This window comes from Rhodoferax lacus, assembly GCF_003415675.1.
Lineage (GTDB): Bacteria > Pseudomonadota > Gammaproteobacteria > Burkholderiales > Burkholderiaceae_C > Allorhodoferax > Allorhodoferax lacus.
In genome coordinates, this window is the sequence record NZ_QFZK01000001.1 from 157425 (window position 1) to 179512 (window position 22088).

Genomic DNA, 22088 nt, shown 5'->3' on the forward strand with positions numbered 1-22088 from the left:
CTGCGTGTGCTTCAAGCCAATACCTCGGGCAGGGCCTTACTGCGCCGCCTGCGAAGACGACTGGGTGGCAAAGGTAATCTGGTTCAGGCCGACGCGGCGTGCGGCCTCCATGACGGTGACCACCGACTGGTGCTTGGCGCTGGCATCCGCACTGATCACCACCACAGTCTCCTTGGCGCCCTTGGTTGCTTCCGTGAGCGCGGCCGCCAGGGTTTCCAGGCTGCGGCCTTGCAGCACAGAGTGGTTGACGCTGAAATTACCGTCCGCCCCCACTGCCACGATCAGTTCCTTGGGGTAATCGCGCTGGGCATCGGTATCGGCCACGGGCAGGGTGACCTGCATCTCGGTGAACTTGCTGTAGGTGGTGGACAGCATCAGAAAAATCAGCACCACCAGCAACACGTCAATGAACGGAATCAGGTTGATTTCCGGCTCGTCATTTCTTCGGCGGCTAAAGTGCATGGCTCTTGCTCGGGTGGTGGACGGTTACTTGCGCAGTGACTTGATGTGGCGCGCCAGGCGGTCCGCATCCACTTCCAGCACCAGCAGGTACTCGTCCACGCGGCCACGGAAGTAGCGCCAGAAAATCAGCGAGGGGATGGCCACGATCAGGCCGAACGCCGTGTTGTACAGGGCAATCGAAATGCCGTGCGCCAACTGCGCCGGGTTGCCGCCGCCCGAACTGCCGGGTGCTTGCGAGCCAAAGATTTCAATCATGCCCACCACCGTGCCAAACAAGCCCATCAGGGGTGCGGCCGAAGCAATGGTTCCCAGCGCGCTGAGGTAGTGCTCCAGCTTGTGCGCCACCTGGCGGCCCACGTTTTCCATGCTGGCACGCAAGTCTTCTTCACTGATTTGCGGCTCGGTGTTGACGGCGCGCAGGCCACTGGCCAGCACCTTGCCCAGAGCGGAATTCTTTTCCAGTTGGGCAATCACGTCGGCGGCTGGAATGCCTTTGCGGGTTACCCCAATGACTTCTTCCAGCAAACGCGGCGGTATGACTTTGCTGGACTTGAGGCTGATGAAGCGTTCAATGACGATGGCCAGAGCGAGAATAGAGCATGCGATCAGAGGCCAAATAGGCCAGCCTGCGGCTTGTATGATGGAAAGCAAAAGTCCCCTCCGTGCGAATGATTTGTGCGTGTGATTATGGCCTAGTCGGTGCAGGCATCAGCGCACAGATTGTGTGGATAACTTTGTGCAAAAGTCGGTGTGCCACCACCCGCGAGCCGCACAGGTCCAGCGTTTTGACACTTTGATGACATTTGCAGCAGAAAAATTCCCAATGAAATCAATGCACTTAGACACAGACTCATGGCTGTCCAAGGGGTCCACCCCGCCCAAGCGCCCAACCGGCATTTTGTGGAGCTTTTATATGCGTCCAAATGTAAGTGCCGCCCATCTATTGCCAGGACTTCACCGTGGTTGAAACAGGCACTCTTGCAACGCAGCCACGCGTCTGGCCCGTAGGCGCCCTGTGCCGCGCCATTGCCGATGCGCTGGAATCGCGCTTCAACCCGGTGGCCGTGGCCGGTGAGATCACCGGCTTTTCGCGTGCGGCCAGCGGCCACTGCTACTTCTCGCTCAAGGATGCCAGCGGCCAGTTGCGCTGCGCCATGTTCCGCCGCGCCGCCAGTCTGCTGGACTTTGTGCCGCGTGATGGCGAAAAGGTCGAAGTGCGCGGCCGCCTGGGCGTGTACGAGCCGCGCGGCGAACTGCAGCTGATTGTGGAAAGCCTGACCCGGGCAGGGCAGGGCAGTCTGTTTGAGCAGTTCCTGTTGCTCAAGGCCCGGCTGGAAGCCCAGGGCCTGTTTGATGCGGCACGCAAGCGGCCCCTGCCCACCATGCCGCGCAGCATTGGCGTGGTGACCTCGTTGGGGGCGGCCGCCTTGCACGATGTGGTGAGCGCGCTGCAGCGCCGCGTACCGCACATCCCGGTGCTGCTTTCACCTGCCAGCGTGCAAGGCGAGGGCGCGCCACGTGAACTGGTGCAGGCCCTCAAGGCCCTGTACGCGCTGGCAGAAGACGCCTCCAGCCCAAGGCCCATAGACGTCATCCTGCTGGTGCGGGGGGGCGGCTCCATGGAAGACCTGTGGGCCTTCAATGACGAACAGCTGGCACACACCATTGCCAGCAGCCCGGTGCCCATCATCAGCGGCGTGGGCCATGAGACCGATTTCACCATCGCCGACTTTGTGGCCGACCTGCGTGCCCCCACGCCCACGGCGGCAGCCGAGCTGGTCAGTGCCAGCACCGAGTCTTACCAGCGCGCGCTGCAAGACACCGAGGCCCGCCTGCGCCTGTCCCTTACCCGCTACCTGCAGCGCGAGGCCCAGCAGGTGGACCACCTAGCCGCACGCATTGGCCGCCCCACACTGGCCATGGCGCGCCAGCGCGCGCAGCTGGCCACCCTGCAGCAATCCATGTCGCATGCCTTGCGCGCCGATGTGCAAAGGCGCCAGAGCACGCTGGCCATGCTGCAGCAGAACTTTCCCCGCGCCACGCAGCAGGCATTGCAGCGCCTGCACGAGTCGTGTGGCCGCAGCGAGTTGCGCCTCAAGGCGCTGGACCCGGCACGCGTCCTGCAGCGTGGCTACGCCTGGCTGACTCAGGAGGACGGCCACCCCGTCACCGGCATCAAACAGGTACGAACAGGGCAACATCTGGTGGCAACCCTGGCCGATGGTGCGGTTGATCTGCAGGTACAGGGCAAGCGTGCAAATTAATTCCTACAATGCACCAGTCGCGAAATTGACCAACTAACCACCAACCCTAGAGGAATCCATGGAACACACCCTGCCCCCCCTGCCTTACGCCATTGACGCGCTGGCCCCTGCCTACTCCAAAGAGACTTTGGAATTCCACCACGGCAAGCACCACAACGCCTATGTGGTGAACCTCAACAACCTGCAAAAGGGCACCGAATTCGAAGCCCTGACGCTGGAAGAAATCATCAAGAAGTCCAGCGGCGGCATCTACAACAACTCCGCCCAGATCTGGAACCACACCTTCTTCTGGAACGGCATGAAGCCCGCCGGTGGCGGCGAACCCACTGGCGCCCTGGCAACCGCCATCACTGCCAAGTGGGGCAGCTACGCCGCCTTCAAGGAAGCCTTCGTCAAGTCGGCTGTGGGCAACTTCGGCTCCGGCTGGACCTGGCTGGTGAAGAAGCCTGACGGCTCTGTGGACATCGTCAACACCGGCGCTGCCGGCACGCCCCTGACCACTGCCGACAAGGCCCTGCTCACGGTTGACGTGTGGGAACATGCGTACTACATTGACTACCGCAATCTGCGTCAAAAGTATGTCGAAACCTTTTTCGACAAGCTGGTGAACTGGGGCTTTGCAGAAGCCAACTTCGCCTAAGCCGCAAACAAGACCATTGCAATGCGGGCCACGGCCTGTGCTGCAAAATCGGGCCTGAAGATTGTCTTCAGGCCTTTTTTTATTGGGGGAGTGTTGTCATGGCTTCTATCGGTTCCATCGCGCTGTCGGGCATGAACGCGGCGCAAACCCAGCTCAACGCCTCTGCCAACAACGTGGCCAATGCCCAGACCGAGGGCTACAAGCGCCAGGAGGTGCTGCAAACCCCGCAGGGCGAAGGCGGTGTGTCGGCCAGCGTGGTGGCCTCCAAGCAAAGCGGCCCGGCGCTGGAGACAGATCTGGTCAACCAACTCCAGGCCAAGAACGCCTTTTTGGCCAATCTGGCTGTCTTCAAAACCGGCAACGCCATGGCTGGTGCCCTGCTGGACACCAAAGCCTGACGTAACTGATTCAAAGCACGTGGCTGGCCGCCACCGTGGCCTGCTGCAGCCACACATCGGCGAGTTCGTGCTCGGCGCCGTCGGCCGTGGTGTAACTCGACACCAGACCGTGCAGATTGCCGTTTTCCGCCACGTAGCCGGTAGTGGCCTTGAGGTTGAAGGAAACGATTCCCATGTCAGCCAGGCCGTGCAGTTCGCCTGCCTGGCTCACACCGTCGCCATTGGCATCACGCCAGACCTTCAGCTCCCTGAACATGGCGTCCTGCGCGTCGATCTTGCCGTCGTGGTTGGCATCGAACTGCGCCAGGGCCGCAAAGCCGTTGGCCGCGTGCGTGCCGTTGGCCAGCAGCGTGCCCTGGCCAAACAGCTCGGCGCCGTTGGCAATCCGGCCGTCCTGGTTGGTGTCGCGCACCAGCAGGCCGTCACCGCTGCTGACCCAGGCGCTCTGCCTGGCCACACCGGTGTTGGCCACATCAAACAGCACGCCATGCGCCAGGTCCACGGTTTGCACGCCGTCGCCATTGAGGTCCAGCACCAGCGGGGTTGCCGCGCGCTTGGCCGCCTCTGAAGTCAGCATGACGCTGGCCTGGTTCAGAGCCAGGTCCGTGTTTACCGTGTTGGCCGTTGCGGTGTTGGTAAACACCAGTGTTGCGGTGCTGCTGGTGGGAGTGAAGGTGAAACTGTGCAGGGTCGTGGTGGCCGAGGTTTGTACATAGGTGTCCGAGGCCATTTGCGTGCCCGCATTCCAGACGCTGCCGTCTCTCACCTCGGCCAGCATGGTGTGCTGGCCCACTGCGCCAATTTCCCCCAGTTCATACTGAACTGTGTAGCTTTTGCCCACCAGCAAATTTTTGAGCACTTGGTAGGCGCTACCTCCCGCGGCAGCATTGCTGCCATTGAAATCGATGTTGTCACTCAGGTAAACCACACTGGAGACGCCTTGGTTGAAGGACCAGCCCGCAGCATTGCCGGTAATGCTGGCGTTGACCAGCCTTTCAAAGGGAGCAGACACCGCCAGCCCAAGGGCGCTGGACGCGGTACCTTCATTGCCCGCTGCGTCCATCACAGCAGCCGTGTAGCTGTGCGCGCTGCCATCGATGAGGGTAGGAGTGGAAAAGAGCCAGCTGGTTCCTTCCACCGTCGCCATGCCAATCAAGATGCCTGCGTCAAAAATGCGCACCACATCATTGTTGCCAATGGCGCCAGACAGTCGGCCGTTCAACACCGGCGTGGCGTCGTCCGTCGTGGTGCCGCTGCCAAAAGTACCATCCGAACCGGTGCCGGCGTTCCCGGTGTAGCTGGCGATGCTTGCGGTCTGCGTGGGCGCCACCGTGTCCAGCGTGAAGCTGTAACTGGTGGGTGCGCTGACGTTGCCTATGGCATCGGTCTGTTTGACCTGCACGGTATGTGCGCCCTGGCTGGTGGGCGCCACATAGTTCGCGCTGAAGGCCCCGCCATCTACGCTGTATTGCGCACCCAGGTAGCCCACTCAACCCTCATAAATCCATTTACCCTGCGCGGCAGAAAACACAAAGTCGGCTGTGGCAAGTCTGCCGATCGGAAGGGAAGCGTCCAGGTTGGTATTGTTGGTGTCGACCTGGTAGTAATAGGAGGCATGGTTTTGCATGTGGACCCGTACACCGTCTGTGCTGGTTGTTGGCAGGATCACATGGGTTGAATAGTTGCCATCTGATGAATCCCACACCAAATCGCCAGTCTGTACCGGGATGGTTCCGGTGTTTCCATTTGTGCGAGGGTCTAGGCGGTTGCCGTATTGGCTCTCCGCGCGCAAATAGACTTCGGGCTTGAGGTCGGCTTTGGCGCTGGTGACTTCTGCCTCGGCAATCTGCGCCTGCGCCCGCAGCTTGATGACGCCGGGGTTGTGTGCCTGGGCATGCTCCAGCAGTTCCTGTGCGCTGGCGGCAATGGCCTGGGGCGTGCTGAGGCTGGCTGAAAGGTCTCGGGCTTGCAGGCTATGGCCCAGCAGCTGATTCAGTCGCCCCAGGGCGCTTTGCTCTTGTGCCTGCGCGGTGGAGAGGTCGGCCTCGGTTTGCTGGGCGCGCCCCAGCAAGAGGGTCAGGTCGCTTTGGGGTGAGACACCGCCGGCGATGCGCCGGTTGATCTGGTCCTGCAAGGTCCTGTGGGCCTTCAGGCTTTTTTCATAGGCCTGGCGCTTGAGCAGTGCGCCATACCAGTCTGCATAGAACTGCAGCACCCGCAAGGCCAGGTCCTGGCGTACGCTGTCCAGCGAGGCCTGGCTGGCGACCACACCGGCCTGGGCCCGGTCCAGTCCGGCAGTCAGCCGCCCACCGGTCCACAAGGGTTGTTGCAAACGCAGGGTGGTGACGCTCTTGTCGCCGTAGGCGGGATAGTTGGGGTCGGCGTGGCTGGCGTCTACCTGTTCAAAGCCAATGGAGGGAGTGGGATAGAACTGCCATTTGGCGCCTTCCACCGCCTCTTTGGCGGAATCACCCAGCGCCCGTTGTGAGCGCATGGAAGGATGGGTAGTGAGTACGCCGTCAATGAGTTGGGGCAGCGATTGGGCATGCAGTGCGGGCTGCACCAACCACAGTGCAGTGGTGAGCAACTGGACTCCCCGAAGATTCATGCCGCCCTCTCCTGTATTTTCTTGCTTGGGAACAGACCGTGGCCGTGTCCTGCGAGCAAGCGCTTTCAATCAATTTGTATTCTCATTCGAACATTTAATTTACAGCCTGGTCCCTGAATAGGCAAGCGGACAGGTGGAAAAAAAAGGACGCACCAACCCAAGCCCCGGCAGGCGGGGCAGGCGGCGGTATCAGGTCTGGGGGCTTTGGGTGAGGTAGCTCAGCACCAGCTTGTCTTGCGGTGTGAGGCTCTTGAAGGCCAGGCCCACGAAATAGGCCTCTTCGTTGGTGGCACGGTTGTTGTGGCAAATGGCGGCAGTCAGGCACAGATCCTGCGGTGCTTTGTCCACCATGACCGACAGGGCCAGTTGCACGCTGGTGCCCAAGGCCGCGACCTGCGTGCTGGCCTTGACCATGGCGCCGCTGGTGCTGAGGTCAATCAGTGTGGCGTCCTGCGCCCCGGGGGTGCCGCCATCCGCAGGCACGATGACCTTGGTGGGCCAGGAACATTGGATGCGCATGCTTTGGCGCACCAGCCGCGCGTCCACCTGGGCGGGATACGACAGCAGCGCATAGGCAAAGGGCTTCTCGAAGGTTTGCAGGACCTTGGTGAGAAAGGAGTACTCGTATTGCCCGGTAAAACCCCGCACCACACAGACCTCACCTTCTTCGAGTTCGGTTTTGGCCCCATCGGCACCGAGTGGGCCCACCATCACGCCCTTGCCCTCGATGGCGCCAAAGTATTGCGATTCCTTTTTTGAGGCGCCCTCGACGATGCGCCGGGTCTGCATGGCCATGCCGGGTTTGAGCCCGAGCGAGCGCAGGGGCAGGCGGTTGACGTTTTCAGCGTCTTTGGCGGCGGGATCCATCGCTTAGTTCGTTTCCTTGGGCAGTGCTGTGAGCCACTGGACTATGGTGTCTGCCATGGGTGCCACGGCGGCCGGGTCCTTTATGGCACCAGCGAGCACATGCTGCCCTTTGCTTTGGCTGTAGTCAACCGGTTCCAGTGATTTGCGGCTTGAGCCCAGGCGGGTGAAGGCGGCCAGTGTTTCGGCGGGCTCCACCGTCTCATCGCGTACGCTGTACAGCATGAGTACCGGGGTCTTGAAAAGGGACAGGTCGCTCTCGCGCACATTCTTGACAAGGGCCATCATGGGGAAAATGGCCTTGGTCGGGTAGCTGGGAGTCCAGGCCATGGCTTCCTGTTCGTTCTCCGGCGTGAAGCTTCGGGTGGGGCCCTGGATCCACAGTGCCACCTTTTGTCCCCAAGGCATGTTGACGATGTCAGCGCGCTTGTCCTTGGGGCCAAAATTGGGTGAAACAAACACATAAGCGTTGACCTTGTTGGCCTCAGCCGAGGTGCCCAGCCAGGTCGCCAGCGTGCCTCCGGTGGAGCAGCCTATGACCAGCACCCGCTCGCCCAGGGTCTGCCCGATGCGAACGGCCTCCAGGGTGTCTGCCATCCAGTCCTGCACACGGGCCTCACCCATGGCGGATGGGTCGGCGCGGCCATGCCCCGTCAGGCGGGTGTAGAACACATTGGCACCCAGCTGCCGGGCCACGGTCTCTGTGAGGGGGGCAGTCTCCAGGCGGCTGGCCGAGAAGCCGTGCAGGTAGACCACCGCCCAGGGCGTGCGCTGCGCGGCTGCACCAGCCCATACGATGCCCTTGGCGTTGCCGGGCTTGAGGTCGGCAAAGGCGGCCTCGCTGGTCTGGAGCCAGTGGTCCAGCTGTGCAATGTCCTGAGGGGGGAGCGGGCGGGCGGTGGGCATGGCGGCTCCAAAGTCATTGCGTGGGCCAAGCCACCAGGCGACAGCCAGCAAGAGCAGCAAGGCAAGCAGGCCCTGCAGTACCCGGCGCCAGGGCGAGGCGGTTGCGGTGGCCTCGAAGGCATTGGGCGGGTAGGAGGACATCAGTTGGGCGCAGGGGAATTGGCTAAGATGGTACACCGGCAGGTCTGTTTGGGTGCTGCCATCCACATACAAGAGGTGTTCCATGAAGCAGCAGAGTTTTGCAGGCCGTGCGTTGGGGTATGGCAGTGCCTTGATGGTCTTGCTGCTGTGTGGCTGTGCGAAGGTGAATGATGTGGGCCTGCTGCTGGTTTCCAGCAGCGAGTACGCATTCCTGTCGGTCAACGGCCAGATGCTGGGCGGGACCGTGACGCTGGTGCCGGACCGCACGGGCCGGGTGTCTTTTGCCGCTGATGAAACTGTCAAAAAAAACGCCACCATCACGACCTGCAGCGGCGGCATGCGCTACACCGCCACCTATTCTGCCGAAGTTGATTTACATTGCAACGAGGGCACGCAAGTGGTTCTGAAAACCACCTTGATCAGCGAAACTCGGGGCTACGGCTACGGCAGCACACCCCAGGGCCCGGTGAGCTTTGCCTTTGGCATGCCCGAGGCCGATGCCTACGCCTTCATGGGGCGCGCAGCGCCTGAAGTGCCAGCGCAGACTCCTTGACCAGGGCGGGCCCGCGGTAAATCAGGCCCGTGTAGATCTGCACCACGTCGGCACCGGCCCGGATTTTGGAGACTGCATCGGCAGCGCTCAGGATGCCGCCCACGCCGATGATGGGAAAGCCCTTGCCCAGCGCGGCACGCATCTGCGCAATGACCTGGTTGCTCATTTCCAATACAGGCGCACCCGAGAGACCGCCTGTTTCTTCCGCGTGCGGCAGGCCCCGGACAGCGTCACGACTCAGCGTGGTGTTGGTGGCGATCACGCCCCAGGCGTTGTTGACCTGTCCATTGCTGTCTGTGCCATAGCGCTTGAGGGTGGCGGCAATTACTTCAATCTGTGCGGCATCCAGGTCTGGTGCGATCTTCAGGAAGATGGGCTTGCGGCTGCCATGGCGCTGGGCCAGCAGTTCGCGCCGCTCGGCAATGGCACCCAGCAGGGCGTCCAGGGCCGCATCGCCTTGCAGGGAGCGCAGGTTCTTGGTGTTGGGGCTGCTGATGTTGACGGTGATGTAGTCGGCGTGCGGGTAGACACCGTCCAGGCAGCGCAGGTAGTCTGAGGTGGCGTCCTCGATGGGGGTGGCGGCGTTCTTGCCGATGTTCAGGCCCAAGAGCAGGGAGGGGCTGGCTTCGCGGCGCAGGGCGGACTGCTGCACATTGCGCACAAAGGCGTCCAGTCCGTGGTTGTTGAAGCCCAGTCGGTTGATCAGCGCATTGGCCTTGGGCAGGCGGAATATGCGCGGCTTGGGGTTGCCGTCCTGCGGCAAGGGGGTGACGGTACCCACCTCCACAAAGCCAAAGCCCAGGGCGCCCAGGCCGTCGATGCAGCGGGCATTTTTGTCCAGGCCTGCGGCCAGGCCCACGCGGTTGGGGAAGCGCAGGCCTGCGAGCTCTGTCGGGTCCTCTACACGTGCCGTGCGGTAGCCCATGGACAGGGCATTGCCCTGGGTGGCGGCCAGGCTGGAGAGGGTGAGGTCGTGGGCGGTTTCGGGGTCCAGCGCAAACAAAAAGGGGCGCGCCAGGCTGTAGGGGACAAGAGCCATTGATAATTCCTGCAATATTTTTTAACTACCCTGATTTTCCGCCATGAATACCACTGCCAGTCCAAGCCCCGCAATCGCCGCATCCACCACGCCTTTGACGCAGGACGAGCTCAAAACTCTGGTGGGCCAGGCCGCCCTGCAATACGTGGTGCCGGGCGAGATCGTGGGCGTGGGCACGGGCTCCACGGTGAACAAGTTCATTGACGCGCTGGCCAGCATCAAGGACCAGATCCGGGGCGCGGTTTCCAGTTCGGTGGCCAGCACCGAGCGCCTGCAGGCCCTGGGCATTACCGTGTTTGACTCCAACGAAGTGGAGCGCCTGTCGGTCTACATCGACGGCGCTGACGAGATCGATGCCCACGGCAACATGGTCAAGGGAGGAGGCGCGGCCCTGACGCGCGAGAAAATTGTGGCCGCGCAGTCAGACCGCTTTGTCTGCATTGCCGACGAGAGCAAGCTGGTGCAGACCTTGGGCCAGTTTCCGCTGCCGGTGGAAGTGATCCCCATGGCCACGCGCCGCGTGATCCAGCAATTTGCGGCCAAGGGCGGTGTGGGCACCATCCGTCTGAAGAACGGCCAACCGCTGGTCACCGACAACGGCCAGTACATCATTGACGTCACCGGCCTGCAGATTGCCGACCCGCTGGCCTTTGAGGCCGAAGTCAGCCAGTGGCCCGGTGTGGTGACGGTGGGTGTGTTTGCCTTCCAGCGCGCCCAAGTCTGCCTGTTGGGCACCGCCAGCGGCGTGAAGACCCTGAACTTCTAATACTCAGAACTGGATGCCGGCCGGGTTGGAGGGAGCGGGTGCCGATGGCTCAGGCCGTGTTTCAGGCCGCTCTTCGGCTTTGGCTGTTGCGGGCTTTTCCAACGACACCAGCGGTGAGGCCGAGGCCTGCCGGTAGCCCGAGGGCAGCATGGAAGTCTTGGGGTAGCCCGCTGCGTCGAGGTACTGGGTCCACTCCACATCGGTATAGCCCTTGATGCGCTGGCCGCCAACGGTCAGGAAGGGCAGTGCCGCTTCGCCGCTGATGCGCTTGAGTGCGGCAATGTCTTCCGAGGTGGTGACACTGCGCTCCGAAAAAGGAATGCCACGGCTGCTCAGCATGGCGCGCCCCGTACTGCAGGGGACGCAGTCGGGGCCGCTATACAGGGTGACCGGGTAGCGCGTAGCCACCTGGCGCAGCTCGAACGGCAAAGAGGCTGCCGATGCTGCAGCGGCACCGCCTGTGCCGGTGGCAGCGATCTTGCCCTGGTCGGCACTGACGGGCGGCTTGTCGGAGAAAGTGACGCGCCCGTCAGGCCCGACGATGCGGTACACCATTTGTGCCTGCGCCGAAGCGGCGACCAGCAAGAGTGCACAGACAGCGGCTTGGCTGGCAGCTTTGGTCAGATCCAACAGATTCATATGCATGCTCCCGAGATAGTTGCCACAGTTTATGCTGACATGCCCTGGTGCCGCAGCAAGGCGTCCAGATTGGGCTCGCGGCCGCGGAAAGCCTTGAAGGATTCCATGGCCGGACGGCTGCCGCCGGCTTCCAGAATGGACTGGCGGTAACGGGCGCCGGTTTCCACGCTGGGTGTACCGTCCGCTGCTGCGGTTTCTTCAAAGGCAGCATAGGCATCGGCGCTGAGCACCTCGGCCCATTTGTAGCTGTAGTAGCCCGCCGCGTAGCCGCCGGCAAAGATGTGGCTGAAGGTGTGCGGCGTGCGGCTCCAGGCCGGAGACGACACCACCGCCACTTCCTTGCGCACTGCGGCCAGCAGGGGCATGAAGTCCTGTGCCGGGTCATGCGCGCTGTGCAGCAGCATGTCAAACAGCGAGAACTCGATCTGGCGCAGGGTCTGCAGGCCGCTCTGGAAATTGCGTGCGGCCAGCATCTTGTCAAACAGTTCGCGGGGCAGGGGCGCGCCGGTTTCCACGTGTGACGTCATGTGCTGCAGCACGCTCCACTCCCAGCAGAAGTTCTCCATGAACTGGCTGGGCAGCTCCACCGCGTCCCACTCCACGCCGCTGATGCCCGAGACATCGTGCTCGCTGACCTGGGTGAGCATGTGGTGCAGGCCGTGGCCGAATTCGTGGAACAGGGTGGTGACGTCATCGTGCGTGAGCAGGGCTGGCCGGCCATCCACACCGTCGGCAAAGTTGCACACCAGGTGCGCCACCGGGGTTTGCAGGGCTCCGGTGTCGGGGCGCTGCCAGCGGCCGCGCACATCATCCATCCAGGCGCCGCCGCGTTTGCCGGTGCGTGCACTCGGGTCCAGGTAGAACTGGCCTATGAGCTGGCCCGCGCGCTCAATGCGGTAGAAGTGCACGCCGGGGTTCCAGACCGGGGCCTGGTCGGGGTGGATGGCCACGTCGAACAGGGTCTCCACAATCTTGAACAGGCCGGCCAGCACCTTGGGCGCGGTGAAGTACTGTTTGACTTCCTGCTCGCTGAAGGCGTAGCGCGCCTCCTTGAGCTTTTCGCTGATAAAAGGCAGGTCCCAGGGCTGTGGGTCAGAGATACCCAGGTGATCGCGGGCGAAGGCGCGCAGGTCGGCCAGGTCTTTTTCGGCAAAGGGCTTGGCACGCGCGGCCAGGTCGCGCAAAAAGGTGGTGACGGCTTCGGGTGACTGCGCCATCTTGGGCACCAGGGAGACTTGGGCAAAGTTGTCGTAACCCAGCAGTTGTGCTTCTTCCTGGCGCAGGGCCAGGATGTCGCGGATCAGGGCGCTGTTGTCAAACTTGCGCGACTCCGGGGCGGCCTGGTCGGAGCTGCGGGTGACATAGGCGCGGTACATGATTTCGCGCAGGGCGCTGCTCTTGGCAAACTGCATCACCGGCAGGTAGCAGGGCATCTTCAGGCTGAGCTTGAAGTAGCCGGGTTTGCCGTCTGCCTGGGCCGCCGCCTGGGCGGTGTGCTTCACATCTTCGGGGATGCCGTCTACTTCAGCCTCGGAGGCGTAGTAGGCAAAGGCGTCGGTGGCGTCCAGCGTGTTTTCGCTGAACTTCTGGCTGAGCGCGGCCTGCTTTTCCTGGATCTCGGCGAAGCGGGTGCGGGCCGTGCCGCTCAGGTCGGCGCCACCGAGCACGAAGTTGCGCATGGCGTTTTTGTGGGCCTGGCGCTGCTCGGTGTTGAGCTGGCCCACGTCCATGGCTTTGTACTTGGCGTACAGGCGCTCATCGGCGCCCAGGCGGGTCCAGAACTCGGTGACACGGGGCAGGGCGGCGTTGTAGGCAGCACGCAGCTCCGTGGAGTCTGCCACGCTGTTGAGGTGGTTGACGGCACCCCAGGCCATGCCGAGCTTTTCGGTTGCGACATCGAGCACGCGTGCAACCGCCGTCCACTCGGCCGGGAAACTGTCCGCGGTGACAGTGGCCAGCGCGCCTTCGGCCTGTTCCAGCAAAGCATCAATGGCCTCTGGCACATGCTCGGGGTGGATCTGGTCGAAGAGGGGCAGGGTGTCAAAACGCAGCAGTGGATTCATGGGGCCTAAAGGGGGGTTGTTGCAAAGAAATTGCTTGGGTATGTATTTGGGGACGGGGCCGTGCTTATGCAAGGCCCTGGGCTGCGGCTTCGCGCTCGGCCGCTTCCACCGTATTGACCAGCAGCATGGCAATGGTCATGGGGCCGACACCACCGGGAACCGGGGTGATGGCGCCTGCCACCTGGCTGACGCCGGCGTAGTCCACATCGCCGCAAAGCTTGCCAGCGTCATTGCGGTTCATGCCCACGTCGAGCACGATGGCGCCGGGCTTGACCATGTCAGCCGTCAGCACATTGCGCTTGCCCACAGCCGCCACAATCACGTCGGCCTGCAGCGTCATGGCCTTGAGGTCCGCCGTGGCACTGTGGCAGATGGTGACGGTGGCGTTTTGCGCCAGCAGCATCATGGCCATGGGCTTGCCCACGATGTTGCTGCGGCCGATCACCACGGCGTGCTTGCCGCGCAGGTTATAGCCAATGGACTCCAGCATCTTCATGCAGCCATACGGCGTGCAAGGCCAGAAGCCTGGCTGGCCGACCATCAGCGCACCGGCGCTGGAGACATGGAAGCCGTCCACATCCTTGGCAGGCGAAATGGCTTCAATCACCTTGTGCGCGTCAATGTGGGCGGGCACCGGCAGCTGCACCAGGATGCCGTGGATGCTTTTGTCATTGTTGAGGGCATCAATGCGGGCCAGCAGCTCGGCTTCCGTCATGGTGGCGGGGTAGCGCTCCAGCACCGAGTGCAGACCCGCATCGCCACAGGCCTTGACCTTGTTGCGCACATACACCTCGGAGGCCGGGTTCTCGCCCACCAGCACCACGGCCAGGCCGGGGGTGAGGCCGCGGGCGCTCAGCAGCGCAGTGCGACGTGCCACATCCGCACGGGTGTGGGCGGCCAGGGCGTTGCCGTCGATGATGGTTGCGGGGTGCGTTGTTGCAGGCATGCTGTGGATCTCCGGTAATGAAAATGCCCGCAGCTTCGCAGGTGCGGGCAAGGGGCTTAAATGAGGTTGAGATTCAAACTTTGGGAGCGTTTTGCCCAAGGGCAATCTTGAGCAGATCGGCCACGGTGTTGGCGCTGAGCTTTTCCATGATGTTGGCGCGGTGCGCTTCCACGGTCTTGATGCTGATGCCCAGATCGTCGGCAATCTGCTTGTTCAGGCGACCGGCCACGATGCGCTCGAGCACCTGCGACTCGCGCAGCGTCAGTTTGGAGAGCAGGGCGTCGCGGTTGATGGCGAGCTGGTAATCAGAGAAAGAATCCTTGGCGTGGTCCAGCATGCGCTCCACCAGGCTGACCAGTTGGTCTTCCTTGAAGGGCTTCTGGATGAAGTCCATGGCGCCCTTCTTCATGGTGTCCACCGCCATGGGCACGTCGCCGTGGCCGGTGATGAAGACGATGGGGAGGGGCGAGCGGCCTTCGATCAGGCGGTTTTGCAGCTCCAGCCCTGTCATGCCGCCCATGCGGATATCGGCAATCAGGCAGGCGACTTCGCGGGCGTCGTAGCGGCTGAGAAAAGACTCGGCAGAATCGAAGCAGCGCACCCGGTAGCCCTTGCCTTCCAGCAGCCACTGCAGGGAATCACGCACGGCCTCGTCGTCATCGACGACGTAGACCGTCCCTTTTTTTGGTATCAGGCTCATTCAATTATCCAGACGATTATGTGCTTGGGGATGGCGCTTCAAGTGCGAGTGTGCCGATGTCAGCGACAGGAATCCAGAAGGAAAACCGGCAACCTGCCACCTCGGCGCCATTGTAGATGTTCTCGGCAGTCATCCGTCCCAGGTGCGATTCGACGATGGACCGGCACAAAGACAGGCCAATGCCCATGCCGTCTGCTTTGGTGGAGAAGAAGGCCTCATACAGGCGCGCCATGACCTCGGGTGCCAGCCCCTTGCCGGAGTCGCGCACCGAGAAGTCGATGGCTGACTGGCCTTCGATGCGGGTGGGCACCACGCGCAGTTCCACCAGCCGCTGCGCCGTGGGGCGCTGTGCGGTGTCGATGGACTCGGCCGCATTGCGCAGCAGGTTGACCAGCACCTGTTCGATCAGGATGGGGTCTACCAGCATGGTGGGCAGTCGCGCGGCCACATAGTGGTTGAGCCGCACATTGCGCCGGCGCAGTTCGATGTCGGCCAGCTCGATGGCTTCGCTGACCATGACACTGACGTCCGAGGGCGTGCGGTTGGGTTCGCTGCGTTTTACAAAGGAGCGTATGCGCTGGATGATCTGGCCGGCGCGCTGGGCCTGGCGCGCGGTCTTGTCCAGGGCGCCCAGCAGGTCTTCCTCGGTGATCTGCTTGGACTTGATGCGCGAGACCATGCCGTTGCAATAGTTGTTGATGGCGGTGAGCGGCTGGTTGAGCTCATGGGCCACGCTGGAGGCCATCTCGCCCATGGTGATCAGGCGGCTGGAGTTGGCTGCGCGCTCGGACTGGGTGGCGGCCTGCTCTTCGGCCAGGCGCCGGCTGGTGATGTCGGTGGCAATCACCATTTGCGCCAGGCGCCCGTCCACCCAGCTCAGGTAGCGGGTGCGCACCTCGAGCCACTTGCCCAGGGCGCTGTCATAGATTTCGCCACTCTCGGTTTCGGTGTCGGCAATGGCGTCGGTGGGCAGGCCGGCCAGCGAGTCCACGCTGTCGTCAGAGTCGTCGGTGGTGGGGCTGCTGGGCACACCGGCCTCGGCCACGAGTTGCAGGTGGCCATTGGCCTGGGTGCCAAACCACTGGCGGTAGAGTTTGTTGGCAAACAGCAGTTCGTCGCTGCCCAGGGGCGCCACCGAGATGGAGGCGTCCAGCGCCTCCAGCACGGCGGTAAAGCGCTGGTGCGAGGCCGAGAGCTGTTCGCGCACACGGTTGGGCTCGGTGATGTCGGTCATGGAGGTGACCCAGCCGGTTTGCGTGCCCATGGCGTCAATCAGGGGGGCCACATACAGGCGTGCATCAAAGGTGCTGCCATCGCGGCGCTTGACGCGCACCTGAAAGCCGCCCGGCGTGAATTTGCCGGAGAGCTCTTCCTCCAGCTTGGAGGCCAACAGTTCGCGATCCGACTCGGGCCAGTAGGGGAAGGGCGCAGAGCTGCCGATCAGCTCGGACTCGTGCCAGCCCGTCATCTGGCAGAAGGCCGCGTTCACATAGGTGATGCGGCCCTGCAAGTCCATGGCACGCATGCCGGTGAGCATGGAGTTTTCCATGGCGCGGCGGAAGTTGGTTTCGGCCACCAGCGCCTGCTGCGCCTGCAGCCGCCTGCGCGTATGGCGCCAGTTGGCGATCAGCATCCAGGCAGTCATCACGCTCAGGGTGCCCACCAGCCAGAACAGGCCGCTGCCAATCACGCCCAGCGAGGCGCGGTAGGCCTGGCCACGCACCAGCAGGCCGCTGCCCACAGGAGACACCGGCATGGAGTAGGCGTTGTTGCGGGTGGTCCAGGGCAACCAGTAGCTCGACACTTTGCGGGTTGGGATGACGGTGCCGGCCAGCAGCGCGCCATTGGCGTCCAGCAGCGAGATGGCATAGCGGGCAGTGACTTCGTCGGGCACGCCGTAACGGTACAGGCCATCCACCGACAGTTCAGCCAACAGCACGCCAGAGAAGCGGTTGCGCTCGTTGAGGGGAAAGTAGATTTGCATCAGTGGCGCAAATTCACTGTCGCGCAGGCGCTGCAGATAGATCGGCTGGTTGCTGAGTTTGGCGCTGGCATAGGCCCTGTCATTTTCCAGATGCGGTGACTGGTCAGCCGGTGCGCGGGAGACAGCTGCCGGATGAATCGCCGTGCCGGTACCTACACGCACGCGGTGCCGCTCGTCGATCCAGGCCAGGCCCTGAATCTCCGGGTACTGGTTGAGCATGGACGCAGCGCGCGACCGAAAGTCTTCGATGTCCAGCTCGCGGTTGGAGACTTCGCGGGCCAGGCGGGTGAGTTGTTCCTGGCGTTCCAGCAGGCGCAGGCGCTGTTGGGTGTACTCCACATCGCGCTGCACCGCCTCTTGCTCGCGGTCGAATTCCTCAGCACGCAGGTAGCCGAAAGCGGTCACGATGGCTGCAAAAAACAGCAGCACAGCGACCAGCGGCGCCAACATGGCCAGCCGGTCCTGGCGGTGCGGGTGCTGGCGCTTCCACCAGTGCTTGGCTTGCTCAACCGGGGGCAGCGACAGGGCACTGGGCAGGGAAATCAGGTCGGTCAGGGGCATGCCTTGAGTGTAGGCCACGGCCTATGCTGCACTGCGCTAAAATTTCATAATATGAATTCAATAAGCACTACTTGAAATTCCAAATAAAATATGAGAAACTTCGTCGGTCGAATGCGAGGCGTACTAAATTACGTTCGCGACACCCCTATAAGTAACCAGGAGACAAGAATGTCAGCAGTTCCCCAAAGCCCCGCGAGCAGCCAAGACGCAGACAGCCAGGAGACCCGTGAATGGATGGATGCGTTGTCCGCTGTGATAGAAAAAGAAGGCCCTGAGCGCGCGCACTACCTGCTGGAGCAACTGCTCTCGCATGCGCGCCAGAACAGCCTGGACATGCCGTTTTCGGCCAACACCGCCTACGTCAACACGATCGAGAAAGACCAGGAAGAAATCTGTCCCGGCAACATCGAGATTGAAGAACGTTTGCGCGCCTACATGCGCTGGAACGCCATGGCCATGGTGGTCAAGGCCAACCGCCACCACCCCATTGACGGCGGTGACCTGGGCGGCCACATCGGCTCGTTTGCCTCGCTGGCCCATATGTTTGGTGCCGGCTTCAACCACTTCTGGCATGCCGAGAGTGAGAACCACGGCGGCGACTGCCTCTACATCCAGGGCCACGTGTCGCCCGGCGTGTATGCCCGCGCCTACATGGAAGGCCGCCTGACGGAAGAGCAGTTGCTCAACTTCCGCCAGGAAACCGGTGGCAAGGGCCTGTCGAGCTACCCGCACCCCAAGCTGATGCCCGAGTTCTGGCAGTTCCCCACGGTGTCCATGGGTCTGGGCCCGTTGATGGCCATCTACCAGGCACGCTTCCTGAAGTACCTGCACGCCCGTGGCATTGCCAACACCGAGAACCGCAAGGTCTGGGTGTTCTGCGGCGACGGTGAGATGGACGAGGTGGAGTCGCTGGGCGCCATCGGCCTGGCCGCACGCGAGAAGCTGGACAACCTGGTGTTTGTCATCAACTGCAACCTGCAGCGCCTGGACGGCCCGGTGCGCGGTAACGGCAAGATTGTCCAGGAACTCGAAGGCGAGTTCCGTGGCTCCGGTTGGAACGTTATCAAGCTGCTGTGGGGCAGCGAGTGGGATCCCCTGCTGGCGCGCGACAAGGACGGTGCCCTGCGCAAGGTCATGATGGACACGCTGGACGGCGACTACCAGGCCTTCAAGGCCAATGACGGCGCCTTCGTGCGCAAGAACTTCTTCGGCCGCACGCCCGAGACCCTGGAAATGGTGTCCAAGATGAGCGACGAAGCCATCTGGGAACTGCGCCGCGGTGGCCATGACCCACAAAAGGTCTATGCGGCTTACGCTGCGGCTGTGAAGCACAAGGGCCAGCCCACCGTGCTGCTGATCAAGACCGTCAAGGGCTTTGGCATGGGCAAGTCCGGCGAAGGCAAGAACAATGTGCACCAGACCAAGAAGCTGACTGACGAGGACATCAAGGCCTTCCGCGACCGCTTCAACATTCCTGTGCCGGACAGCCAGATTGCCGACATTCCCTTCTACAAGCCGGCCGATGACACCCCGGAAATGAAGTACCTGCACGAGCGCCGCAAGGCCCTGGGCGGCTACCTGCCTCACCGCCGCACCAAGGCCGACGAGAGCTTTACCGTGCCTTCGCTGGACACCTTCAAGTCGGTCATGGAAGCCACGGCCGAAGGCCGTGAAATCTCCACCACCCAGGCCTATGTGCGTTTCCTGACGCAGCTGCTGCGTGACCAGGCCCTGGGCCCACGCGTGGTGCCCATTCTGGTGGACGAGGCGCGTACCTTTGGTATGGAAGGCCTGTTCCGCCAGATCGGTATCTACAACCCCGCAGGCCAGCAGTACACCCCGGTCGACAAAGACCAGGTGATGTACTACAAGGAAGACACCAAGGGCCAGATCCTGCAGGAAGGCATCAACGAAGCCGGCGGCATGGCCAGCTGGATTGCAGCAGCCACCAGCTACTCCACCAGCAACCGCATCATGGTGCCCTTCTATGTGTACTACTCGATGTTCGGCTTTCAGCGCATTGGCGATCTGGCCTGGGCTGCGGGCGACATGCAGGCACGCGGCTTCTTGCTCGGCGGCACCTCGGGGCGCACCACGCTCAATGGCGAAGGCCTGCAGCACGAAGACGGCCACAGCCACATCATGGCCGGCACCATTCCCAACTGCATCAGCTACGACCCGACCTTTGCCCATGAAGTGGGCGTAATCCTGCACCATGGCCTGAAGCGCATGGTCGAAAAGCAGGAAAACGTTTTCTACTACCTGACCCTGCTGAACGAAAACTACGCCATGCCCGGCCTGACCGCCGGCACCGAAGAGCAGATCATCAAGGGCATGTACCTGTGCAAGCCCGGTGACGCCAAGGCCAAGCAGCGTGTACAACTGCTGGGCTCAGGCACCATCCTGCGCGAAAGCATTGCTGCGCAAGAGTTGCTGGAAAAAGACTGGGGCATTGCTGCCGACGTCTGGAGCTGCCCGAGCTTCAACGAGCTCACCCGCGACGGCCAGGACGCCGAGCGTTGGAACCTGCTGCACCCGCTGGAGACAGCGCGCGTGTCGTTTGTGGGCCAGCAGCTCGCAGCCCACGCCGGCCCGGTGGTGGCGTCGACCGACTACATGAAGGCCTATGCCGAACAGATTCGCCCCTTCATCCCTGCAGGACGCGTCTACAAGGTGCTGGGTACCGACGGCTTTGGCCGCAGCGATTTCCGTAGCAAGCTGCGCGAGCACTTCGAGGTGAACCGCCACTACATCGTGCTGGCCGCGCTCAAAGCATTGAGCGAAGACGGCAGCGTGCCGGTTGCCAAGGTGGCAGAGGCTATCAAGAAATACGGTATCAATACCGACAAGATCAATCCCCTGTACGCCTAAGCGCTGGAGACAAACAATATGGCACTCGTAGAAGTAAAAGTCCCGGATATCGGCGACTTTGATGAAGTCGCGGTTATCGAAGTCATGGTCAAGGTGGGTGACACCGTCAAGGCCGAACAAAGCCTGATAACCGTGGAGTCCGACAAGGCCTCCATGGAAATCCCCTCCAGCCATGCTGGTGTGGTCAAGGAGATCAAGGTTGCTGTGGGCAACAAGGTCAAGCAAGGTTCCACCGTGTTGATGCTGGAAGTGGAGGGCGCTGCTGCATGCGCTCCCGCTGCTGCAGCGCCTGCACCGGCTGCTGCTGCACCTGCAGCCGCTCCCGTGGTTGCAGCAGCGCCCGCTGCTGCCCCCGCAGCCTCTGGCCCGGTAGAAGTGCGCGTACCTGACATCGGCGATTTCAAGGACGTCACCGTCATTGAAATGCTGGTCAAGGTGGGCGACAGCATCAAGCTCGAGCAGGGTCTGATCACTGTGGAGTCCGACAAGGCCTCCATGGAAATCCCGTCCAGCGTGGCGGGTGTGGTCAAGGAACTCAAGGTCAAGCTGGGTGACAAAGTCAACATCGGCGATCTGGTGGCGATTCTGGAAGGCTCGGCACCTGCTGCAGCCTCTGCTCCTTCCGCTGCTCCCGCAGCAGCTGCCAGCGCACCGGCTGCGGCACCCGTGGCTGCTTTGGCCTCCGCTCCCGCTGCCCCGGCCGCTGTGGCAGCGCCGGCCCATGTGCCTGGCGCAGCGCCCGTGGGCTTGCCCCACGCCTCGCCCTCGGTGCGCAAGTTCGCCCGCGAACTCGGTGTGCCACTGGGTGAAGTCAAGGGCAGTGGCCTCAAGGGCCGCATCACCGACTTGGACGTGCAAGCCTTTACCCGTTCGGTCATGAGCGGCGCGGTGCAGACCATGGCTGCTGCAGCACAGGCCAAACCCGCATCGGGTGGCGACGGTGCTGGCCTGGGCCTGATCCCCTGGCCCAAGGTGGACTTTGCCAAGTTCGGCCCGGTGGAACGCAAGGAGATGAGCCGCATCAAGAAGATCAGCGGCGCCAACCTGCTGCGCAATGCCATCATGATTCCGGCCGTCACCAACCACGACGACTGCGACATTACTGACCTGGAAGCCTTCCGCGTCTCCACCAACAAGGAGAACGAGAAGAGCGGCGTCAAGGTGACCATGCTGGCCTTCCTGATCAAGGCCTGCGTGGCCGCGCTCAAGAAATACCCCGAGTTCAACAGCAGCCTGGACGGCGACGCCCTGGTCTACAAGAACTACTGGCACATCGGCTTTGCTGCCGACACCCCCAATGGACTGATGGTGCCTGTCATCAAGGACGCCGACAAAAAAGGCATCTTCCAGATCTCGCAAGAGATGGGTGAGTTGGCCAAGAAGGCGCGTGACGGCAAGTTGAGCCCGGCAGAAATGTCGGGTGCGACCTTCACTATTTCCAGCCTGGGTGGCATTGGTGGGCGTTACTTCACGCCCATCATCAACGCACCTGAAGTGGCGATTCTGGGCGTCTGCCGCTCCACCATCGAGCCCAAGTGGGACGGCAAGGCCTTCCAGCCGCGCCTGACCCTGCCGCTCTCGTTGACTTGGGACCACCGCGTCATCGACGGTGCCGCTGCCGCACGTTTCAATGTGTACCTCGGCCAAATCCTCGGCGACTTCCGCCGTGTGCTGCTTTAAGGA

General features: G+C 62.5%; 19 protein-coding genes. 7 read left to right on the plus strand and 12 right to left on the minus strand.

What is annotated here, in order from left to right; genetic code table 11:
• Nucleotides 1–36: 36 nt before the first annotated feature.
• On the minus strand, nt 37–462 hold the full coding sequence (locus DIC66_RS00725) for an ExbD/TolR family protein (protein ID WP_117173067.1): 426 nt from the start codon (nt 460–462) through the stop codon (nt 37–39).
• A gap of 24 nt (nt 463–486) precedes the next feature.
• Complete coding sequence (locus tag DIC66_RS00730; RefSeq protein WP_117173069.1) at nt 487–1113, minus strand: MotA/TolQ/ExbB proton channel family protein; 627 nt, start codon at nt 1111–1113, stop codon at nt 487–489.
• A 308-nt stretch (nt 1114–1421) separates the two neighbouring features.
• Here DIC66_RS00730 and xseA point away from each other — a divergent pair, with 308 nt between their 5' ends.
• The 3 genes from xseA to DIC66_RS00745 all read left to right on the plus strand — a co-directional run bounded on the left by xseA (nt 1422) and on the right by DIC66_RS00745 (nt 3764).
• Nucleotides 1422–2726: an exodeoxyribonuclease VII large subunit gene (xseA, locus tag DIC66_RS00735; RefSeq protein ID WP_117174081.1), complete on the plus strand. Its 1305-nt coding sequence runs from the start codon at nt 1422–1424 to the stop codon at nt 2724–2726.
• A gap of 58 nt (nt 2727–2784) precedes the next feature.
• Complete coding sequence (locus tag DIC66_RS00740) at nt 2785–3366, plus strand: superoxide dismutase (protein ID WP_117173070.1); 582 nt, start codon at nt 2785–2787, stop codon at nt 3364–3366.
• A 98-nt stretch (nt 3367–3464) separates the two neighbouring features.
• Nucleotides 3465–3764, plus strand: coding sequence for a flagellar basal body protein (locus DIC66_RS00745; RefSeq protein ID WP_117173072.1), 300 nt, complete (start codon nt 3465–3467; stop codon nt 3762–3764).
• Nucleotides 3765–3774: 10 nt separating this feature from the next.
• On the opposite strand, the gene DIC66_RS00750 is transcribed toward DIC66_RS00745, so the two are convergent.
• The 4 genes from DIC66_RS00750 to DIC66_RS00765 all read right to left on the minus strand — a co-directional run bounded on the left by DIC66_RS00750 (nt 3775) and on the right by DIC66_RS00765 (nt 8283).
• Entirely contained in the window at nt 3775–5253 is a 1479-nt protein-coding gene (locus DIC66_RS00750) for an autotransporter outer membrane beta-barrel domain-containing protein (protein WP_117173074.1), read from the minus strand.
• A complete protein-coding gene (locus DIC66_RS00755) occupies nt 5254–6372 on the minus strand; it encodes a TolC family protein (protein WP_117173076.1) in 1119 nt (372 codons plus the stop codon).
• A gap of 189 nt (nt 6373–6561) precedes the next feature.
• Nucleotides 6562–7239: a PilZ domain-containing protein gene (locus DIC66_RS00760; RefSeq protein ID WP_117173078.1), complete on the minus strand. Its 678-nt coding sequence runs from the start codon at nt 7237–7239 to the stop codon at nt 6562–6564.
• A gap of 3 nt (nt 7240–7242) precedes the next feature.
• Nucleotides 7243–8283, minus strand: a complete 1041-nt coding sequence (locus DIC66_RS00765) for an alpha/beta hydrolase (RefSeq protein WP_158558814.1) — start codon at nt 8281–8283, stop codon at nt 7243–7245.
• 82 nt (nt 8284–8365) lie between these two features.
• Between DIC66_RS00765 and DIC66_RS23045 the strand changes: the two genes are divergently transcribed.
• On the plus strand, nt 8366–8836 hold the full coding sequence (locus DIC66_RS23045; RefSeq protein ID WP_158558815.1) for a hypothetical protein: 471 nt from the start codon (nt 8366–8368) through the stop codon (nt 8834–8836).
• Here DIC66_RS23045 and DIC66_RS00775 read toward each other — a convergent pair.
• A complete protein-coding gene (locus tag DIC66_RS00775; RefSeq protein ID WP_117173084.1) occupies nt 8793–9875 on the minus strand; it encodes a quinone-dependent dihydroorotate dehydrogenase in 1083 nt (360 codons plus the stop codon). The genes DIC66_RS23045 and DIC66_RS00775 overlap by 44 nt on opposite strands.
• A gap of 43 nt (nt 9876–9918) precedes the next feature.
• Between DIC66_RS00775 and rpiA the strand changes: the two genes are divergently transcribed.
• Nucleotides 9919–10641, plus strand: coding sequence for a ribose-5-phosphate isomerase RpiA (gene rpiA, locus DIC66_RS00780; protein ID WP_117173086.1), 723 nt, complete (start codon nt 9919–9921; stop codon nt 10639–10641).
• A gap of 3 nt (nt 10642–10644) precedes the next feature.
• Here rpiA and DIC66_RS00785 read toward each other — a convergent pair whose 3' ends face one another.
• From DIC66_RS00785 to DIC66_RS00805, 5 genes are all read right to left on the minus strand, one after another.
• Complete coding sequence (locus DIC66_RS00785; RefSeq protein ID WP_117173088.1) at nt 10645–11280, minus strand: glutaredoxin family protein; 636 nt, start codon at nt 11278–11280, stop codon at nt 10645–10647.
• 29 nt (nt 11281–11309) lie between these two features.
• Nucleotides 11310–13343 carry a M3 family metallopeptidase gene (locus tag DIC66_RS00790; RefSeq protein WP_117173090.1) on the minus strand — a complete coding sequence of 678 codons (2034 nt, stop codon included), beginning with the start codon at nt 13341–13343 and terminating at the stop codon, nt 11310–11312.
• Between the two features lie 64 nt (nt 13344–13407).
• Entirely contained in the window at nt 13408–14289 is an 882-nt protein-coding gene (gene folD / locus DIC66_RS00795; protein WP_117173092.1) for a bifunctional methylenetetrahydrofolate dehydrogenase/methenyltetrahydrofolate cyclohydrolase FolD, read from the minus strand.
• 73 nt (nt 14290–14362) lie between these two features.
• A complete protein-coding gene (locus DIC66_RS00800; protein ID WP_117173094.1) occupies nt 14363–14989 on the minus strand; it encodes a response regulator transcription factor in 627 nt (208 codons plus the stop codon).
• 16 nt (nt 14990–15005) lie between these two features.
• Entirely contained in the window at nt 15006–17534 is a 2529-nt protein-coding gene (locus tag DIC66_RS00805) for a PAS domain-containing sensor histidine kinase (RefSeq protein ID WP_117174083.1), read from the minus strand.
• A gap of 168 nt (nt 17535–17702) precedes the next feature.
• Between DIC66_RS00805 and aceE the strand changes: the two genes are divergently transcribed.
• Nucleotides 17703–20405, plus strand: a complete 2703-nt coding sequence (aceE, locus tag DIC66_RS00810) for a pyruvate dehydrogenase (acetyl-transferring), homodimeric type (RefSeq protein ID WP_117173096.1) — start codon at nt 17703–17705, stop codon at nt 20403–20405.
• A gap of 18 nt (nt 20406–20423) precedes the next feature.
• Nucleotides 20424–22085 carry a dihydrolipoyllysine-residue acetyltransferase gene (gene aceF / locus DIC66_RS00815; protein WP_117173098.1) on the plus strand — a complete coding sequence of 554 codons (1662 nt, stop codon included), beginning with the start codon at nt 20424–20426 and terminating at the stop codon, nt 22083–22085.
• Nucleotides 22086–22088 lie beyond the last annotated feature (3 nt).

Bases quoted from the DNA above. Each gene is read 5' to 3' on its own strand.
- aceF (WP_117173098.1), top strand. From the start codon at position 20,424: ATGGCACTCGTAGAAGTAAAAGTCCCGGATATCGGCGACTTTGATGAA.
- folD (WP_117173092.1), bottom strand. From the start codon at position 14,289: ATGCCTGCAACAACGCACCCCGCAACCATCATCGACGGCAACGCCCTG.
- DIC66_RS23045 (WP_158558815.1), top strand. From the start codon at position 8,366: ATGAAGCAGCAGAGTTTTGCAGGCCGTGCGTTGGGGTATGGCAGTGCC.
- DIC66_RS00745 (WP_117173072.1), top strand. From the start codon at position 3,465: ATGGCTTCTATCGGTTCCATCGCGCTGTCGGGCATGAACGCGGCGCAA.
- aceE (WP_117173096.1), top strand. From the start codon at position 17,703: ATGTCAGCAGTTCCCCAAAGCCCCGCGAGCAGCCAAGACGCAGACAGC.
- DIC66_RS00790 (WP_117173090.1), bottom strand. From the start codon at position 13,343: ATGAATCCACTGCTGCGTTTTGACACCCTGCCCCTCTTCGACCAGATC.
- DIC66_RS00805 (WP_117174083.1), bottom strand. From the start codon at position 17,534: ATGCCCCTGACCGACCTGATTTCCCTGCCCAGTGCCCTGTCGCTGCCC.
- DIC66_RS00755 (WP_117173076.1), bottom strand. From the start codon at position 6,372: ATGAATCTTCGGGGAGTCCAGTTGCTCACCACTGCACTGTGGTTGGTG.
- DIC66_RS00800 (WP_117173094.1), bottom strand. From the start codon at position 14,989: ATGAGCCTGATACCAAAAAAAGGGACGGTCTACGTCGTCGATGACGAC.
- DIC66_RS00725 (WP_117173067.1), bottom strand. From the start codon at position 462: ATGCACTTTAGCCGCCGAAGAAATGACGAGCCGGAAATCAACCTGATT.
- DIC66_RS00775 (WP_117173084.1), bottom strand. From the start codon at position 9,875: ATGGCTCTTGTCCCCTACAGCCTGGCGCGCCCCTTTTTGTTTGCGCTG.
- DIC66_RS00760 (WP_117173078.1), bottom strand. From the start codon at position 7,239: ATGGATCCCGCCGCCAAAGACGCTGAAAACGTCAACCGCCTGCCCCTG.
- rpiA (WP_117173086.1), top strand. From the start codon at position 9,919: ATGAATACCACTGCCAGTCCAAGCCCCGCAATCGCCGCATCCACCACG.
- DIC66_RS00785 (WP_117173088.1), bottom strand. From the start codon at position 11,280: ATGAATCTGTTGGATCTGACCAAAGCTGCCAGCCAAGCCGCTGTCTGT.
- DIC66_RS00740 (WP_117173070.1), top strand. From the start codon at position 2,785: ATGGAACACACCCTGCCCCCCCTGCCTTACGCCATTGACGCGCTGGCC.
- DIC66_RS00765 (WP_158558814.1), bottom strand. From the start codon at position 8,283: ATGTCCTCCTACCCGCCCAATGCCTTCGAGGCCACCGCAACCGCCTCG.